The following is a 15,863-nucleotide window of genomic DNA, read 5'->3' on the forward strand; positions in this document are numbered from 1 at the left end:
GGGCGTTTTCTCTATTCTGCTGGAACAATAAAGGTCAAATGCTGTTTTAATACTTCAAGTGAAGAAGGAGCAGTCATATATACCTCACCATCTGTATCTGCATCCATTTCTTCTTTTGTATGGATATGAATGCGTGATGCTTGAATAAGAGACAGGTCTCCTGTAAAATCCTCTAGCTCTTCCCGGTTCATTGAAAAAATCTCTTTTAAAGCAGAGAAACTCGTATTTCTGCAAATTAAAATTTCGGCTTTTCCATCATCAATTGCCGCATTTGGCAGATCTATTTTATTTGTACCGATAAAATGCCCATTCATGACAAGGACGATGACTGCTTCCTCTTCCCAGTTTTCCTCTTCGGTTTCAATTCGAACGTGAAACGGATCTGTTTGCTGAATGGTTCGAATAGCGCTCGTGAAGTAGCTGATTTTTCCGAGTACGGCCTTTTCTTTGTCGTTGATATTATTAGAGGTATCTGCAATAAGCCCGATCCCCCAAAAGTTTAAAAGATATCGATCTTCTGCTTTGATTAAGTCGACCTTTTTTTTAGCGCCGTCTATGATGACTTGAGCGGCTTTTGGCATTTGCTGAGGTATGCCCAGCGTTCTAGAAAAATCATTGCATGTTCCGCCAGGCAATATCGCGACTGCCGGCCTTTTTTCTAAACCGCCAATTCCGTTCATACATTCATGGACGGTTCCATCCCCGCCTAATATAATCAGCAGTTCAACCGTCTCATCCATCTCACGGCAGAAATGATAGGCATCATGTGGCCGCTTTGTCGGTTTAAGGATGAGTTCATCCATATGTAAAGAAAGAAGAGGCACTGTTTGACTTAGAGTTTTTTCCATGTTTTTTTGTCCAGCATTTCCGTTATAGATAAGCATCGCTTTTTTGAATTGTGCCATCATGCCATTCTCCCTTTCATCACTTTATTATCACTTTTCCCCAATCCCACAGCTCATAAACGATCTTCGGAAAAAGTGAAAAGGGCAAGACAACACATTTGCCCGCCAGCGTTTTCCTTGATATGATGTAGTTAAAATGCTTTGGTACGTAGAAGGAGTGGACGGATATGAATATTGATTTTAATTTATTTATGAATGATATTGTGAAACAAGCGAGAGACGAGATCAAGCAGGCAGGCTACACGGAACTGACAACAGCTGAAGAGGTTGATGAAGCACTGACGAAAAAAGGAACGGCACTTGTCATGGTGAATTCAGTTTGCGGCTGTGCTGGCGGTATTGCAAGACCAGCAGCTGGTTATTCTGTTCATTACGATAAGCGTCCGGATCAATTGCTTACAGTGTTTGCTGGACAGGACAAAGAGGCAACGGCAAGAGCACGTGAATACTTTGAAGGCTACCCGCCATCTTCGCCATCGTTTGCCCTATTAAAAGATGGAAAAATAATTACAATGGTAGAGCGCCATGAGATTGAGGGGCACGAACCAATGGAAGTGGTGTCAAAACTTCAAGCCGCTTTCGATGAGCATTGCGAAGAAGTATAAAATGTTACTTTTGAATGAATAAATACGAAGCAGTCCGGTCTTTTGGCCGGTCTGTTTTTTGTTTTATAAGACATAAGAATCAAAATAATTTTAGCAAAATACTATTGCATATCAAAAAGAAAGTGTTTAAAATACATTATAGTGAATAAATATTCAATTCTACAATGGAGTTTAAATACTGGGAGGCATTATCATATGAAAAAGTGGTTATTATTACTTATGACAGCTGGTCTTGCAGCTGCACTAGCGGCGTGCGGAACTTCTTCTAATAATTCAAATGCATCAGGAGACGACAAAACACTCATCATGGCGACTTCAGCAGATTATCCGCCATTTGAATCAAAAGACGGTGATGAAATTATCGGTTTTGATGTCGACCTTGCAACAGCTCTAGCGAAAAAGAACGGCTATAAGCTGGAAATTCAAGATATGGACTTTGCGAGCCTTGTGTCAGCACTTAAAACAAACAAAGCGGATATTGTTCTTGCAGGAATGACACCTACAGAAAAGCGTAAAAAACAAGTTGATTTCTCTGATGTCTACTACAATGCTGAAAACTTAATTGTGTCAAAAAAATCTAGCGGTATTCAATCAGAGAAAGATTTAAAAGACAAAACAGTCGGCGTTCAATTAGGTTCTATCCAACAGGATGAAGCTAACGGCTTGAAAGAGAAATATAACTTAACGGTGGAAGATCGCAATAAAATCTCAGATATCATTCAAGAGATCAAAGCTGGCCGCTTTGATGCAGCGATTATTGAAGATAAAGTGGCTGCTGGTTATTTGAAAAAGGAAAAAGACTTCCAAGCGTTTAAATTAAATAGCACAAACGAAGGGTCAGCCATTGCATTCAAAAAAAATAGCGACCTAACAGCGAAATTCAATCAATCATTAAAAGAAATGAAGGAAAATGGCGAACTTGATAAATTAATTAAAAAATGGTTTGCTGATGAAAAGTAAGTCAGGAAAAGGATCAGCGTCATGCATGAAAATCAAGTAGAAAGCGCTGAAAAGTTCAACATCTGTTGAACTTTTTTCCTGTTTATTCTTTGATTTTATCTGAAGGCAAAAAAAGGAGAATACAATGATGGATTTTAAAGATGTAATACCTCAGATGCCCTTTATTTTAGAAGGTCTTAAAGTAACGCTTTCTATTGTCGTGGTGTCACTCTTCCTTGGTTTTATTTTGGGCATTTTATTAACCCTCTGTAAAATTAGTGTGTTTAAGCCGCTCATTTGGCTTGCAGATTTTTATACGTCAATCTTTCGAGGCACACCGCTTGTGCTTCAGCTGTTGATTATCTATTTTGGTCTTCCTCAGCTGCTCGGCTTTCAAATTGATCAATACTGGGCTGCTGTAGCCGCATTCTCTTTAAACTCAGCGGCGTATGTATCAGAAATTATTCGTGCGGGCATTAATGCCATTGATAAAGGGCAAAAAGAAGCAGCCGTAGCTTTAGGTATCCCTTATGCTAAAATGATGAAGGACTTATTGCTTCCGCAAGCATTCAAAAATATTTCACCAGCACTTGTGAACGAAACGATTACACTGACAAAAGAATCAGCGATTGTCACAGTCATTGGACTGGGCGATGTCATGAGACGAGCCTATCAAGCAGGTGCCGTCACCTATAACTATCTTGAACCGCTTATTTTTGCAGGTCTCATCTATTATGTCATCGTTCTTGTTCTCACCTTTGTCGGTAAATCGGTGGAAAGGAAGTTAAAATCAAATGATTAAAATAGAGAAGCTCACAAAATCCTTTGGAAAAAATGAAGTATTAAAAGGCATTGACACCACGATTAAAGAAGGCGAAGTGGTGGCCGTCATCGGGCCGTCTGGTTCAGGGAAATCAACGTTTCTTCGCTGCATCAACCTGCTTGAAAAGCCGACTTCTGGTGTCATTACGATTCGGGATACTGAAATTACAAATCCAAAAACAAATGCTTTAAAAGTGCGCGAAAACATTGGGATGGTGTTTCAGCATTTTCACTTATTCCCGCATAAAACTGTGCTAGAAAATATTACGTATGCTCCTATGAATGTCAAGAATCAATCGAAGGAAGACAGCATCAAGCAGGCCGAGAATCTTTTGAAAAAGGTAGGACTTCTAGAGAAGAAAGATGATTACCCGAATCGTTTGTCAGGTGGTCAAAAACAGCGTGTCGCCATTGCACGTGCACTTGCGATGACTCCAGACATTATGCTCTTTGACGAACCAACGTCTGCACTTGATCCTGAAATGGTAAAGGAAGTATTAGAGGTCATGAAAGAGCTGGCTCAATCAGGGATGACGCTCGTCATCGTCACACATGAAATGGGCTTTGCAAAAGAAGTGGCAGACCGTGTGATCTTTATGGATGACGGAAAAATTGTAGAAGATGCGAATCCAGTGGAATTCTTTGAATCACCATCTTCACAGCGTGCTCAAGACTTTTTACAAAAAATATTATAAAGAAAAAGAGAAGGAGACTTAACATCTTCTTCTTTTTTTGATTATAATGGGGAAGTAAAAAAAGCTCATCATTTCACAAAAGTGATGGAAACAAGACAGAAAAGAGTGAATCACATCATGTTTAAAATCGGCTATCGAACGCTGAAAACGGCATTAGGAACAGCTCTAGCCATTTATATTGCACAAATGCTTGGCTTGCAAAATTATTCAGCTGCCGGAATTATTACTATCCTCTGTATTCAGGTGACGAAAAAAAGGTCACTGTTAGCATCAGGTGCCCGCTTTGCAGCATGCAGTCTAGCCATCTTATTTTCTTATTTATTTTTCGATCTCATTGGTTACCACCCTTTCGTTATAGGACTTATGCTGCTCGTCTTTATTCCGACCACCGTTTTGCTTCGAATCAAAGAAGGAATTGTCACAAGCTCAGTCATTATCCTTCATTTGTATATGTCTGGAGGAATCACGCTTCAGCTCATCTGGAATGAGCTTTTACTCATTACAATTGGCGTCGGGGTAGCACTCATCATGAACCTGTATATGCCTAGCGTTGATAAAAAGCTGAAACAATACAGTGAACAGATTGAAGCCAATTTTGCGAAAATCTTTGAAGAAATCGAACAATACTTAATGACAGGGAAGCAAGACTGGACAGGAACAGAAATACCGGAAACGCATCAATTGATCAAAGAAGCGAAAGCTCTTGCATACCGTGATGTCGAAAACCATGTCCTAAGACATGAAAATCTGTATTATCATTATTTCAACATGAGACAAAAGCAATTTGAAATCATTGAGCGGGTGCTGCCGAAGATTACGTCCATTTCTGTTACAACAGAGCATGGACAAATCATTGCAGAATATATCAGAGACTTACGCGAGCATATTCACCCAGGGAACACGGCACATAAGTTCTTAAGACGCCTGATTGATATGAAAAAAGAGTTTGATGCACTGCCGCTTCCGCAAACACGTGAAGAATTTGAAGCAAGAGCGGCACTATTTCATTTTCTAGGGGAAATGGAACAATATTTAGTGCTGAAAAGCTATTTTAAAGGGATGAAAGAATAGAGACGCATGAGTTCCTCCTTCATTGGTCAATCTAATGAAAAAAGGAGGAGCCTATGCGTCTTTTATTTTATACTGTGCTAACCATGTCGCTTTCACCAATCTGGCCGCTCGGACAGAATCCGCTTCCAGGGGACCCGTTTGTCATTATTAATAAACAAACAAATGAACTTGCCTATATTGATCAAGGGCACATCCAGCAAGTATATCCAGCCTCTACAGGGAAAACAGCAGATTTAACGCCAGAAGGTGAATTTACCATTATGATCAAAGCAAAAGATCCCTACTACAGAAGAAAGAATATTGAAGGCGGTGCGAAGGACAACCCTCTCGGCCGAAGGTGGATTGGATTTGATGCACGAGGAACAGATGGCAGAACTTACGGAATTCATGGAACAAGTGACGAAACATCGATAGGGAAATTTATAACCGCAGGCTGTGTGAGACTTCATAATCAAGATGTAGAACGATTGTTTGACCAGCTTCCAATTGGAACAAAGGTATGGATTACTAAATCAAGCGATTCATTTGAAAAGCTAGCCAAAGACAAACAGGCCATTCGTTGATCAAACGAATCACCTGCTTGTCTGTTTTATGATAGAAACCTTATAAAAAGGTTGCCGCTCCTGCTAATAGTGAAGAAATTAACAGCAGGCTAATCATGAGCAATACCATAAATTTCATGAATTTCTGAGACATATCGCACCCCTATAACCGAAGATTTTTGCGACGAGCGCACCTTTCTTTATTTTAGCTGGTTTTTTCGTACGCGACAAGTGATCAACAAAGGAAGTGAACAGATGAATCAAATCGATCATATCGCCATTGCAGTCTTTTCGATTAAAGAAACAAGTCAAACGCTTTATCAGTTGTTTAACTGGCAATTTTCAGACATACAAGAAATTCCTGAACAAGAGATTAAGGCATCGTTTGTTTCACTTGGTGATCTGCACATTGAATTGATTGAACCGATGTCAGATCACAGCAAATTACATATTTTTTTAACAAAAAGAGGAGAGGGGCTTCACCATATTGCATTAAAATCAGGTGACATCCAGGCTGATCTCCGTCAACTTGACCAGCAAGGTGTACAGCTCCTTCAAAAAAACGCACAAATGGGTGCAAACGGAAAGCGCATTGCGTTTATTTCACCAAAAGAAACGTCAGGTGCGTTAGTTGAATTATGTGAGCCTTTGAAAGGAGAGAGAGATGGAGATGCATGAATCGTTCAATGACTTGTCTAAATGGCGAGAGAAGGCCTTACAGGGCGGCGGTGAAAAACGGGCAGCGGCTCACCGGAACAAAGGAAAGCTGACTGTCCGTGAACGGCTTCATGAACTTCTTGACCGAGGCAGTTTTATGGAAATTCAGCCATTTGCAAAAGGTCAATGGTCAGAGTATGCAGGTGACGGTGTTGTTATTGGTACGGGACTAATTCATAAGAGACCCGTATGTGTCTATGCTCAAGATGCGACAGTATACGGAGGCTCGTTAGGCGACATGCATGCCAAAAAAATTGCTTCTTTAATGGATCTGGCGGCTAAAAATCAAATGCCGATTATCGGTCTAAAAGACTCAGGTGGTGCGAGAATTCAAGAGGGTGTGGTATCATTAGAAGGATACGGTCAGATTTTTAAACGTAACGTCCTGTACTCTGGTCAAATCCCGCAAATATCCGTTATTCTAGGCTCCTGTGCTGGAGGTGCAGTCTATTCTCCTGCATTGACTGATTTTGTCTTCATGACAAAGCAAACAGCCCATATGTTTTTAACTGGTCCGAAAGTCATAGAAAAAGCAACAGGAGAAACGGTCTGTCCTGACCGGCTTGGCGGTGCAAGTGTTCAGCATCAGACAAGCGGGAATGTGCACTATACGGGGAAAGATGAGAAGGACGTGTTAAAAGCAGTTCGAACTCTTTTAACGTACATACCAACGAAACAACAGGCTGTCATTCATCGTGAGGTACGAAAGCATGTTGCAAGTGATCCAGCCGAATTTTTGCCAAAGGACCCATCACGCACCTATGATGTCAAGCAAGTTGTGACAACATTAACCGATGACGACTCATTCTTTGAAACGCAGCCTTGTTTCTCGAAGAATATTGTCACTGGCTTTGCTAGATTACAAGGGGCTTCGATTGGTCTTGTTGCCAATCAGCCAAAGGTGCTGGCAGGAAGTCTTGATCTTGACGCTGCTGATAAAGCGGCCAGGTTTATTCGATTTTGCGATGCATTTCATATTCCTATTTTAACCCTTGTGGACGTTCCTGGATTTTTGCCAGGGGAGAAAGCCGAGCATGCAGGAATTATCCGCCACGGCGCGAAGCTTCTATATGCATACGCTGAGGCGACCGTTCCAAAAATCACCGTGATTTTAAGAAAGGCGTTTGGCGGGGCATATGTCGCCATGAACAGCAAGGGCTTAGGTGCTGACTTTGTTTATGCATGGCCAAAGGCAGAAATTGATGTCATGGGAAAAACGTTCGCAGACGAAATTGTTCATCATGCTTCGCGTGAGACCGGCAGCGAACCCAATGTCGTGAAGGCGGCTCAATTAGGTTTGATAGACGATATTCTAATGCCAGCTGAAACGAGAGAGCGGTTGATCCGCTCATTTGACCTGCTTCGCAGTAAACAAGAAGATAGACCATTAAAAAAGCATGGCAACATACCGCTATAAGAGGAGGAACACCATCATGATCAATGAGAAACGCTTATTAGACGAATTTTTAGAACTCGTTCAAATCGACTCAGAAACAAAACATGAAGAAAAAATTGTGGAAGTACTTAAAGAAAAATTTTCGGGACTTGGCCTTAAAGTGGTTGAAGACGATTCAAAAGCGGTAACGGGTCACGGCGCAGGCAATCTGATCTGTACACTTGAAGGAAATCAACAGGCAGATACAATCTATTTCACTTCTCATATGGATACAGTGGTTCCTGGTAACGGCGTGAATCCAATCGTTGAAGACGGCTATGTCAAAACAGATGGAACAACGATACTAGGTGCTGACGACAAAACAGGGCTTGCCGCGATGTTGGAAGCGATCCGTGTCCTAAAAGAGAAGAATTTACCGCATGGGACGATTGAATTTGTCATCACAGCAGGTGAGGAATCAGGACTTGTTGGAGCAAAAGCGTTAGACCCGAAATGGATGACAGCGAAATACGGCTATGCCCTCGATTCAGATGGCAAGGTCGGTACAATTATCGTAGCTGCGCCCACACAGGCGAAAGTACGGGCAACCATTTACGGAAAAACAGCTCACGCAGGTGTAGCACCTGAAAAAGGCGTGTCTGCGATTACCATTGCAGCAAAAGCGATTGCCAGCATGCCGCTTGGCCGTATTGATGACGAAACAACGGCGAATATTGGCCGTTTTGAAGGTGGAACGCAAACGAATATTGTCTGCGATCAAGTGGATATTCTTGCCGAAGCACGCTCTTTAGAACCTGCAAAAATGGAAGCGCAAGTAGCGAAGATGAAAGAAGCCTTTGAAAAAACCGCTAAAGAAATGGGCGGAAGTGCCGATGTACAAATTGACATCATGTATCCAGGCTTCAAATTCTCTCACGGCGATCAAGTCGTTGAAGTGGCGAAAAAAGCGGCTGCAAAAATTGGCCGGCCTTCAGAGCTACAGACAAGCGGGGGAGGCAGTGATGCAAACGTTATTGCTGGGAACGGCATCCCAACCGTCAATCTAGCTGTTGGATATGAAGATATTCATACAAAAAATGAGAAGATGCCGATTGAAGAATTAGTCAAGACAGCTGAAATGGTTCTCGCCATTATCGAAGAAACGACAAATCCATCGTAAAGGCAGGAGACTCTGTGAGCACGCAAAAAATCATTATTTTCCAAGTAGGACAAGAGGATTTTGGCATTAGTGTAGAGCATATTCGTTCGATTGAGAAGGTGCCTTATTTACAAGAAGTATCGAACCTTCCAAAAGAGATTAAAGGACTGATGTCTTTAAGAGGAGAAGTCATTCCAGTCAGTGACACAGGCGTCATGCTTCACGGAAAACCTCTTGATGTAACCGATCAGTCCAAGATTTTACTTTTTGAATTAGATGATCAAATGATTGGCTGCATTGTCTCAGATGCAAAAGATATCATTGATATCGAGCTAAGCGAGATCAAGCCATTTCATATGAACACAAAAGCATCTGAATATTTCTTCGGCGTCGTTGAGAGAGAAGGCAAGATGATTTTACAAGTGGACCCAAGTAAGTTTCTTGGGAAAATTGAGGATCTCGATCAATTGCATGAGCGAATGAAAGAAGAATTGGCATAAAGAAAAGCCCCTTATCAAATGGATAAGGGGTTCATTTTTTATTCAGCAGCTGGGTTGACTGGATCGTTTGCCGCAGCTTTTGTTTTTGATTTTTGGTACATGACATTTAAGATAATTGTTTGAATGGTGAGTAAAAGTCCACTCGTCATCCAGTATAAAGGAAGAGCAGCGGGTGCATTGATTGAGAGAAATAGCATCATGATGGGGAAAATCATGCCCATTAATTTCGCTTGCTTCAGCGCAGCCTCTGTTTGCGTGCCTGATTGTTTTGCGTATTTTTGCGTGACATAAAATTGCAAGAAATACATAGCGCCGGCAAAGATCGCTACTAAAAGGTCAGTTTGTCCCAGACTAAACCATAAAAACGAATGCGCGGCAATCTCAGGTGTTGATCGGATAGCTGAGTAAAAGCCAAGAACAATTGGAATTTGAATCAGCATCGGCAGACAGCCCATCGCCAGCGGGTTCACATTGTTGTCTTTATATAATTTCATCATGTCCATTTGCAGCTCTTTTTGTTTTTCAGGTTCTTTCGTTTTCTTCAATTTGCTTTGTATTTGGTCAATTTGTGGTTTGATCAGTGCCATTTTCTCTTGCATGACTCTTTGTTTTTTAAATTGGTTTGCAAAAAGCGGGAAAATGAGCAAGCGCACAATAAATGTCACGAACATAATGGATAAACCATAATCATCATGAAAGAAGTTTGCAAGCCAAATGATCAACTCAGAAAAAGGCTGGACAAAATAATGATGGAAAAACCCATCAGAGCTCGTATTCGTTTGCGTACTTGCAGCAAATGCAGGTGACGCCACCATCATCAAAAATAAAGTCGTACAAATAGTCAATAAACGTTTCAATTCATTTCCTCCTCAATAATAAAATCTAATAAGAGAGAGGAAGCGAATGGTCTTCATCATCATTTGATGATCTTTTCATTCGAATGACTTTACTAATCCAAGTTGTAATGCGATCATATATGATAAACAGAAAGTCTGTTCGATTCAAGCAAGATGCGTTCAACTCTTCCAAACGATGTCCGCCAAGGTGCTCGTTCATTCGGCAGTCTTTTAATAAGAAAGCAATGCCGATGGCCGTCAGCGCTGGAAGAATAATCGTAAAGAATTCAACAAGGAAAAAGACTTCATTGAATGTATCAATAATCATGATTATCACATCCATTTCATTATTCACAGTGTACTATACACCATATGAAATGTCTAATGGAACTAGCAGGTCAAATGACGATGAAGTGATGAAGATGAAACAGATGAAGGAGGTAAGCAAATGGCTGATTCTCAAAGGAAAAGGCGGATCATTTTCCATATTGATATGAATAGTTTTTATGCATCGGTTGAAATGGCATATGATCCTTCTTTGAGAGGGAAACCTTTAGCCATTAGCGGAAATGCCAAAGAGCGTAAAGGAATTGTTGTGACTTGCAGCTACGAGGCAAGAGCACTAGGGGTGAAGCCGCCGATGCCATTATGGGAAGCGAAGCGGCTTTGTCCAGGACTGATTGTGCGCACACCAAACTTTGACCGCTACCGCAGCTCCTCACAAGAAATGTTTACGATACTGAGAGAATATAGTGATTTAGTCGAACCCGTTTCGATTGATGAAGGCTATATTGATTTAACCGACACACCTTATGCTGAGCATGCGGTGAAAACCGCTCATGATATCCAAACGAGGCTCGTAGAAGAGCTCATGCTTCCTTCAAGTATCGGCATTGCGCCGAATAAATTTTTGGCGAAAATGGCGTCGAACTGGAAAAAGCCAATGGGGATTACGATTTTGCGTAAACGAGATGTCCCGCAGATGCTCTGGCCTCTATCAGCAGGTGAAATGCACGGAGTTGGTCAAAAAACAGCAGATAAATTAAAAACAATTGGCATTCATACGATTGAAGATTTAGCAAAAGCGAATGAGTATGAGCTGAAAGAATTGTTAGGCATCAATGGACCAAGGCTAAAGCAAAAGGCGAACGGAGAGCATGACGGCATTGTTGATCCAGAAAGGATATACGAATTTAAATCTGTCGGCAATTCTTCCACCCTTCCTCACGATTCAGATGATACAGATGAGCTTGTCACATTAATTGATCGACTGTCACAATCGGTGAGTGCAAGATTACGAAGAAAGGAAGTGATGGCGAACCGGCTGCTCATTATGATTCGGTATGCAAGCTGGAAAAATATCACACGGAGCGTCATGCTTACGAATCCAACTGATCGAAAGGAAGACCTTTTTGAGGCAGCAAAGCAGTTATTCCTTAAGCACTGGAATGATCAGCCGGTGAGGCTCTTAGGTGTTACGGGGACAGATCTTGTGGAGCGAAAATCGGCCGTCAAGCAGCTTGATTTATTCTCCTATACAGAAGATGCAAAAGAAGAGCCGCTGCAATCCATTTTAGACGGTTTCAAAGAAAAATACGGAAAACCATTGATTCAAAGAGGGATGACCGTGAAGGAAAAAGAGAGCAAAACAAGCGGTACAAGTTTTAATAAAGATTTTTTTCAGGACGAAAGAGGAAATGACTAGCCTGAAAACTTGATAAAAGAGGTGGTGTTGTGGTAATTTCAAAGGGTACATCATTTCAGCAGTAATCAATATAGTGTGTTAGAAGGGACGTCAGAATTATGTCAAAACAACAAATCGGTGTGATTGGACTAGCCGTTATGGGGAAAAACCTTGCCCTTAATATCGAAAGCCGCGGGTTCTCTGTGTCTGTTTATAACAGATCTAGCAACAAAACAGAAGAGTTTCTTCAAGAATCACAAGGGAAAAACGTTGTAGGCACATACAGCATTGAAGAATTTGTTCAGTCGCTTGAAACGCCTCGTAAAATTCTGTTAATGGTAAAAGCTGGTTCAGCAACAGATGCAACCATTCAATCATTACTTCCTCACCTAGAGAAAGGTGACATTTTAATTGATGGTGGAAATACATATTACAAGGATACACAAAGACGTAATCAAGAGCTTGCAGAAAGTGGTATTCACTTCATTGGAACGGGTGTTTCTGGCGGTGAAGAAGGCGCACTGAAAGGCCCATCTATCATGCCAGGCGGTCAAAAAGAAGCACATGAGCTAGTGAAACCAATCTTAGAAGCAATCTCTGCGAAAGTAGATGGCGAGCCTTGTACAACGTACATCGGACCAGATGGAGCAGGACATTATGTCAAAATGGTTCATAACGGTATCGAGTACGGAGACATGCAATTGATCTCTGAGTCATATTTTATCCTAAAGCATGTCGCTGGATTATCAGCAGGGGAGCTTCACGAAGTATTCTCAGAGTGGAATAAAGGGGAGCTTGACAGCTACTTAATCGAAATTACAGCTGACATTTTCACAAAAGTGGATGAAGAAACGAACCAGCCGCTAGTGGATGTCATCTTAGATAAAGCTGGACAAAAAGGAACTGGAAAATGGACAAGCCAAAGCTCACTTGATTTAGGTGTCCCGCTTCCAATCATTACAGAGTCAGTTTTTGCGCGCTTTATTTCTGCGATGAAAGATGAGCGTGTTGAAGCAAGCAAATTGATTCAAGGCCCTGAGCCGACTCAATCAACTGAAGATAAACAAGCAATAATCGAAGCAGTTAGAAAAGCACTATTCATGAGTAAAATCTGTTCTTATGCACAAGGTTTTGCACAAATGAAAGCAGCGTCTGATGAATATAACTGGGATTTAAAATACGGTGAAATTGCCATGATCTTCCGCGGTGGATGTATCATTCGTGCAGCCTTCCTGCAGCAAATCAAAGAAGCATATGACCGTAACCCTGAACTGAAAAACCTATTGCTTGATCCTTACTTCAAGGATATCGTAGAAAGCTATCAATCATCACTACGTAAAGTCATTTCACTTGCAGTAGAACAAGGTGTTCCTGTTCCTTCATTCTCAAGTGCACTTGCTTACTTTGATAGCTATCGTACAGCTGTCCTTCCAGCCAACTTAATTCAAGCACAGCGTGACTACTTCGGCGCACATACGTATGAGCGCACAGATAAAGAAGGCGTATTCCACACTGAATGGATGAAATAAGAATAAAGCAGCAAAAAACCTTACCTCTGGTAAGGTTTTTTGTGTTTGCATATTTTCGGCTAAAAATGCGAAAAAGAGGGATGCTATGTAAAAAAGAATGAAAGTAGGGATAGAAGTGGGCATTTTATATGCACTTCTCCCAGCGATATTTTGGGGAAGTATTGTTCTCATCAGTGTCAAACTTGGCGGGAATGCGTATCAGCAAACACTTGGCATTACCCTCGGCGCCTTTTTGTTTTCAATTGGGGCCTATGTGATCAAAATGCCAGAGCTGACACCGCTTATTTTTGCGGTTTCAGTGATTTCTGGGATCTTCTGGAGTATTGGACAAATGAATCAGCTCTCAAGTGTCGCCTTTCTTGGAGTGTCTAAGGCTGTCCCTTTATCAACGGGGATGCAGCTTGTGAGTACGACATTATTTGGTGTCATGGTCTTTAAAGAATGGCAAACCATGACAGTCATACTTATTGGTTCTTGCGCCATTTTATTGATCATTGCTGGCGTTGTCATGACATCCCTTGGTCAAAAAAAGAGCGGCGGGAACAGTGGCGGCAATTTTAAAAAAGGAATCATTATTTTGCTCATCTCAACCGTTGGCTACGTCGGATATGTCGTCATTTTAAGATGGTTTCATATTGATGGCTGGTCCGCTCTCGTTCCGCAATCTGTCGGCATGTTGCTTTCATCCTTGGCCATAAGTCTAAAACAAGACCCGTTTAGTAAATATACGTTCAAAAATATTCTTGCTGGTTTTGTTTGGTCGACAGGAAATCTAGGGCTTCTTTTGGCCATTCCGCTCATTGGTGTAGCCGTAAGCTTTTCCATGTCTCAAACAGGAATTGTTATCTCCACATTGGGCGGTATTTACTTATTAAAAGAGAAAGCATCTAAAACAAGCTTTGTGATTGCTGGCTGCTTGATGATCATTGCAGGCGGTGTGCTGCTAGGCTTTACAAAATAGGAGGTTAATCAAATGTACCCAGATTTAGAAGGAAAAACAGTTCTCATCACTGGCGCAGGGACAGGGATAGGTCAGGCGATGGCGCGCCGATTTGGACAAGAAAAGGCCAACGTGGTGATCAATTACTTTTCTGATAAAGAAAATCCGGACGAGACGATAGCTGACATTCAAAAAAATGGTGGTCATGCTGTCAAAATTCAAGGGGATGTATCAAAAGAAGAGGATATGCGAGCGATGATTGATAAAGCTGTCGCTACATACGGCAGTCTTGATGTCATGATCAATAATGCAGGAATTGAAAATGAGGTTCCCTCAACTGAAATGACATTAGATAATTGGAACAAAGTCATATCCACCAATTTAACAGGCATGTTTCTAGGCTGCCGTGATGCATTGAAGTATATGACAGAACACGGGATCGAAGGATCGATCATTAATATGTCGTCGGTTCATCAGCAAATCCCATGGCCTCATTTTGTCCATTATGCAGCAAGCAAAGGAGGCGCTAAGCTTTTGACCGAAACGCTGGCATTAGAATATGCCCCTAAAAAAATCCGTGTAAACAGCATTGCCCCAGGAGCGATTGACACCCCGATCAATGCCGAGAAATTTGCTGATCCAGAACAGAAAAAGGGCGTCATCGAGCTGATTCCAATCGGCTATATCGGCAAGCCAGAAGAAGTCGCAGCATGTGCCGTCTGGCTTGCGTCACAAGAGGCTAGCTATGTCACAGGATTGACGCTATATGTAGACGGCGGTATGACAAAGTACCCTGGGTTCCAGGCAGGAAAAGGATAAATACTGCATTTGATGATAACCATTTGGTTGTTAAAATAATGCCAAATCATGATCTAGCAATCAAAACGGCAGCATATTACGTTTTACCTAGCCCGCCTTTGTTCTCCAGTCGGCGTTAAACGTCTAATCAGTTTAAGGGATGAAGGGGCAGCTTACGAATGTGACGAGTCATTAGCACTCATTTTTCACAAAGTTCTCAAAGACTGTCTCGTAAATATTTATGAGTGTTTGAACAAAACAAAAAATAAAAGAGGTCTCATTCGTATGTGAATGAGATTTCTTTTATTTTTATAAAGTTGGTTACATTTCAAAATAAAATACAAACATATAAAATTAAATGTCTAGACATTTAAAAATAAAAATATATAATATTAATTGGAAGCGCTTTTATTACAACAATGGGGTGAGAGAAATGAAACGTATTTTATTAGCATGCAGTTCAGGCATGTCTACGAGTTTACTAGTCACAAAGATGAAAGCCCATGCTGAATCTATTGGCGAGGAAGCAGAGATTTGGGCGGTCGGACAAGACAAAGCGAGAAAAGAGATGGCACATGCGGATGTTGTGTTAATTGGACCGCAAATGAGCTTTTTAAAAGGGGATCTTCAAAAAGAAGCTCAAAAGTACGGGATTCAAGTAGAGGTCATTGATATGCAGGCTTATGGGCTTGCAGATGGACAAAAAGCGTATGAACAAGCGGTTTCATTGATGGGAGAATCTTAAA

At 41.4% G+C, this 15,863-nt stretch carries 19 protein-coding genes; 15 read left to right on the plus strand and 4 right to left on the minus strand.

The genetic code is table 11. The annotated features are described in order from the left end of the window. Positions 1–11: 11 nt before the first annotated feature. A complete protein-coding gene (locus GPA07_RS08790; RefSeq protein ID WP_071168960.1) occupies positions 12–905 on the minus strand; it encodes a YegS/Rv2252/BmrU family lipid kinase in 894 nt (297 codons plus the stop codon). Between the two features lie 167 nt (positions 906–1,072). Between GPA07_RS08790 and GPA07_RS08795 the strand changes: the two genes are divergently transcribed. The 6 genes from GPA07_RS08795 to GPA07_RS08820 all read left to right on the plus strand — a co-directional run bounded on the left by GPA07_RS08795 (position 1,073) and on the right by GPA07_RS08820 (position 5,600). Continuing rightward, entirely contained in the window at positions 1,073–1,510 is a 438-nt protein-coding gene (locus tag GPA07_RS08795) for a BrxA/BrxB family bacilliredoxin (protein ID WP_071168961.1), read from the plus strand. Positions 1,511–1,705: 195 nt separating this feature from the next. Next, positions 1,706–2,470: a transporter substrate-binding domain-containing protein gene (locus tag GPA07_RS08800; RefSeq protein WP_157292368.1), complete on the plus strand. Its 765-nt coding sequence runs from the start codon at positions 1,706–1,708 to the stop codon at positions 2,468–2,470. Between the two features lie 127 nt (positions 2,471–2,597). Next, positions 2,598–3,251, plus strand: coding sequence for an arginine ABC transporter permease ArtQ (locus GPA07_RS08805; RefSeq protein ID WP_008358556.1), 654 nt, complete (start codon positions 2,598–2,600; stop codon positions 3,249–3,251). Next, the gene (locus tag GPA07_RS08810) at positions 3,244–3,966 is read left to right on the plus strand and encodes an arginine ABC transporter ATP-binding protein ArtM (RefSeq protein ID WP_008358554.1); all 723 of its coding nucleotides are present in this window, start codon (positions 3,244–3,246) and stop codon (positions 3,964–3,966) included. Before GPA07_RS08805 ends, GPA07_RS08810 begins: the two co-directional genes overlap by 8 nt. 117 nt (positions 3,967–4,083) lie before the next feature. Then, a complete protein-coding gene (locus GPA07_RS08815) occupies positions 4,084–5,037 on the plus strand; it encodes an aromatic acid exporter family protein (RefSeq protein WP_157292370.1) in 954 nt (317 codons plus the stop codon). 53 nt (positions 5,038–5,090) lie between these two features. After that, positions 5,091–5,600 (plus strand): L,D-transpeptidase, encoded by a 510-nt coding sequence (locus GPA07_RS08820; protein WP_157292371.1) that lies wholly within the window; start codon positions 5,091–5,093, stop codon positions 5,598–5,600. Positions 5,601–5,640: 40 nt separating this feature from the next. Here the strand turns inward: GPA07_RS08820 and prli42 are convergent, their stop codons facing one another. Beyond that, complete coding sequence (gene prli42, locus GPA07_RS08825; RefSeq protein WP_149865350.1) at positions 5,641–5,733, minus strand: stressosome-associated protein Prli42; 93 nt, start codon at positions 5,731–5,733, stop codon at positions 5,641–5,643. 101 nt (positions 5,734–5,834) lie between these two features. On the opposite strand from prli42, the gene mce reads away from it, so the two are divergent. Genes mce through GPA07_RS08845 form a run of 4 tightly spaced genes read left to right on the plus strand, consistent with a single transcriptional unit; the run spans position 5,835 to position 9,330 of the window. Beyond that, positions 5,835–6,257, plus strand: coding sequence for a methylmalonyl-CoA epimerase (mce, locus tag GPA07_RS08830; protein ID WP_008358550.1), 423 nt, complete (start codon positions 5,835–5,837; stop codon positions 6,255–6,257). Beyond that, positions 6,244–7,713 (plus strand): acyl-CoA carboxylase subunit beta, encoded by a 1,470-nt coding sequence (locus GPA07_RS08835; RefSeq protein WP_034739092.1) that lies wholly within the window; start codon positions 6,244–6,246, stop codon positions 7,711–7,713. Before mce ends, GPA07_RS08835 begins: the two co-directional genes overlap by 14 nt. A 16-nt stretch (positions 7,714–7,729) precedes the next feature. Beyond that, positions 7,730–8,851 carry a M20/M25/M40 family metallo-hydrolase gene (locus GPA07_RS08840; RefSeq protein ID WP_008358547.1) on the plus strand — a complete coding sequence of 374 codons (1,122 nt, stop codon included), beginning with the start codon at positions 7,730–7,732 and terminating at the stop codon, positions 8,849–8,851. Positions 8,852–8,865: 14 nt separating this feature from the next. Then, the gene (locus tag GPA07_RS08845) at positions 8,866–9,330 is read left to right on the plus strand and encodes a chemotaxis protein CheW (RefSeq protein WP_157292373.1); all 465 of its coding nucleotides are present in this window, start codon (positions 8,866–8,868) and stop codon (positions 9,328–9,330) included. A 38-nt stretch (positions 9,331–9,368) separates the two neighbouring features. Here GPA07_RS08845 and GPA07_RS08850 read toward each other — a convergent pair whose 3' ends face one another. Together GPA07_RS08850 and GPA07_RS08855 are read right to left on the minus strand one after the other, a co-directional pair. Continuing rightward, positions 9,369–10,187, minus strand: a complete 819-nt coding sequence (locus GPA07_RS08850; RefSeq protein WP_157292375.1) for a membrane protein insertase YidC — start codon at positions 10,185–10,187, stop codon at positions 9,369–9,371. Positions 10,188–10,212: 25 nt separating this feature from the next. Further along, a complete protein-coding gene (locus tag GPA07_RS08855; RefSeq protein WP_008358810.1) occupies positions 10,213–10,494 on the minus strand; it encodes a hypothetical protein in 282 nt (93 codons plus the stop codon). A 120-nt stretch (positions 10,495–10,614) separates the two neighbouring features. On the opposite strand from GPA07_RS08855, the gene GPA07_RS08860 reads away from it, so the two are divergent. The 5 genes from GPA07_RS08860 (at position 10,615) to GPA07_RS08880 (ending at position 15,862) form a co-directional block, all read left to right on the plus strand. After that, positions 10,615–11,871 (plus strand): DNA polymerase IV, encoded by a 1,257-nt coding sequence (locus GPA07_RS08860; protein WP_008358808.1) that lies wholly within the window; start codon positions 10,615–10,617, stop codon positions 11,869–11,871. A 98-nt stretch (positions 11,872–11,969) separates the two neighbouring features. Further along, the gene (gene gndA / locus GPA07_RS08865) at positions 11,970–13,379 is read left to right on the plus strand and encodes an NADP-dependent phosphogluconate dehydrogenase (protein WP_157292376.1); all 1,410 of its coding nucleotides are present in this window, start codon (positions 11,970–11,972) and stop codon (positions 13,377–13,379) included. A gap of 115 nt (positions 13,380–13,494) precedes the next feature. Further along, the gene (locus GPA07_RS08870) at positions 13,495–14,340 is read left to right on the plus strand and encodes a GRP family sugar transporter (RefSeq protein ID WP_034739153.1); all 846 of its coding nucleotides are present in this window, start codon (positions 13,495–13,497) and stop codon (positions 14,338–14,340) included. 12 nt (positions 14,341–14,352) lie between these two features. Beyond that, a complete protein-coding gene (locus tag GPA07_RS08875) occupies positions 14,353–15,138 on the plus strand; it encodes a glucose 1-dehydrogenase (RefSeq protein ID WP_008358800.1) in 786 nt (261 codons plus the stop codon). A gap of 412 nt (positions 15,139–15,550) precedes the next feature. Next, on the plus strand, positions 15,551–15,862 hold the full coding sequence (locus tag GPA07_RS08880) for a PTS sugar transporter subunit IIB (protein ID WP_008358799.1): 312 nt from the start codon (positions 15,551–15,553) through the stop codon (positions 15,860–15,862). Position 15,863: the final 1 nt, after the last annotated feature.

The sequence above is a fragment of the Bacillus sp. ms-22 genome, from assembly GCF_009759805.1.
Taxonomy (GTDB): Bacteria; Bacillota; Bacilli; order Bacillales; family Bacillaceae; genus Bacillus; species Bacillus xiamenensis.

Excerpts from the sequence above, each read along its gene's own strand:
- GPA07_RS08790 (WP_071168960.1), bottom strand. The coding sequence starts at position 905 with ATGGCACAATTCAAAAAAGCGATGCTTATCTATAACGGAAATGCTGGA.
- GPA07_RS08795 (WP_071168961.1), top strand. The coding sequence starts at position 1,073 with ATGAATATTGATTTTAATTTATTTATGAATGATATTGTGAAACAAGCG.
- GPA07_RS08800 (WP_157292368.1), top strand. The coding sequence starts at position 1,706 with ATGAAAAAGTGGTTATTATTACTTATGACAGCTGGTCTTGCAGCTGCA.
- GPA07_RS08805 (WP_008358556.1), top strand. The coding sequence starts at position 2,598 with ATGGATTTTAAAGATGTAATACCTCAGATGCCCTTTATTTTAGAAGGT.
- GPA07_RS08810 (WP_008358554.1), top strand. The coding sequence starts at position 3,244 with ATGATTAAAATAGAGAAGCTCACAAAATCCTTTGGAAAAAATGAAGTA.
- GPA07_RS08815 (WP_157292370.1), top strand. The coding sequence starts at position 4,084 with ATGTTTAAAATCGGCTATCGAACGCTGAAAACGGCATTAGGAACAGCT.
- GPA07_RS08820 (WP_157292371.1), top strand. The coding sequence starts at position 5,091 with ATGCGTCTTTTATTTTATACTGTGCTAACCATGTCGCTTTCACCAATC.
- prli42 (WP_149865350.1), bottom strand. The coding sequence starts at position 5,733 with ATGTCTCAGAAATTCATGAAATTTATGGTATTGCTCATGATTAGCCTG.
- mce (WP_008358550.1), top strand. The coding sequence starts at position 5,835 with ATGAATCAAATCGATCATATCGCCATTGCAGTCTTTTCGATTAAAGAA.
- GPA07_RS08835 (WP_034739092.1), top strand. The coding sequence starts at position 6,244 with ATGGAGATGCATGAATCGTTCAATGACTTGTCTAAATGGCGAGAGAAG.
- GPA07_RS08840 (WP_008358547.1), top strand. The coding sequence starts at position 7,730 with ATGATCAATGAGAAACGCTTATTAGACGAATTTTTAGAACTCGTTCAA.
- GPA07_RS08855 (WP_008358810.1), bottom strand. The coding sequence starts at position 10,494 with ATGATTATTGATACATTCAATGAAGTCTTTTTCCTTGTTGAATTCTTT.
- GPA07_RS08860 (WP_008358808.1), top strand. The coding sequence starts at position 10,615 with ATGGCTGATTCTCAAAGGAAAAGGCGGATCATTTTCCATATTGATATG.
- gndA (WP_157292376.1), top strand. The coding sequence starts at position 11,970 with ATGTCAAAACAACAAATCGGTGTGATTGGACTAGCCGTTATGGGGAAA.
- GPA07_RS08875 (WP_008358800.1), top strand. The coding sequence starts at position 14,353 with ATGTACCCAGATTTAGAAGGAAAAACAGTTCTCATCACTGGCGCAGGG.
- GPA07_RS08880 (WP_008358799.1), top strand. The coding sequence starts at position 15,551 with ATGAAACGTATTTTATTAGCATGCAGTTCAGGCATGTCTACGAGTTTA.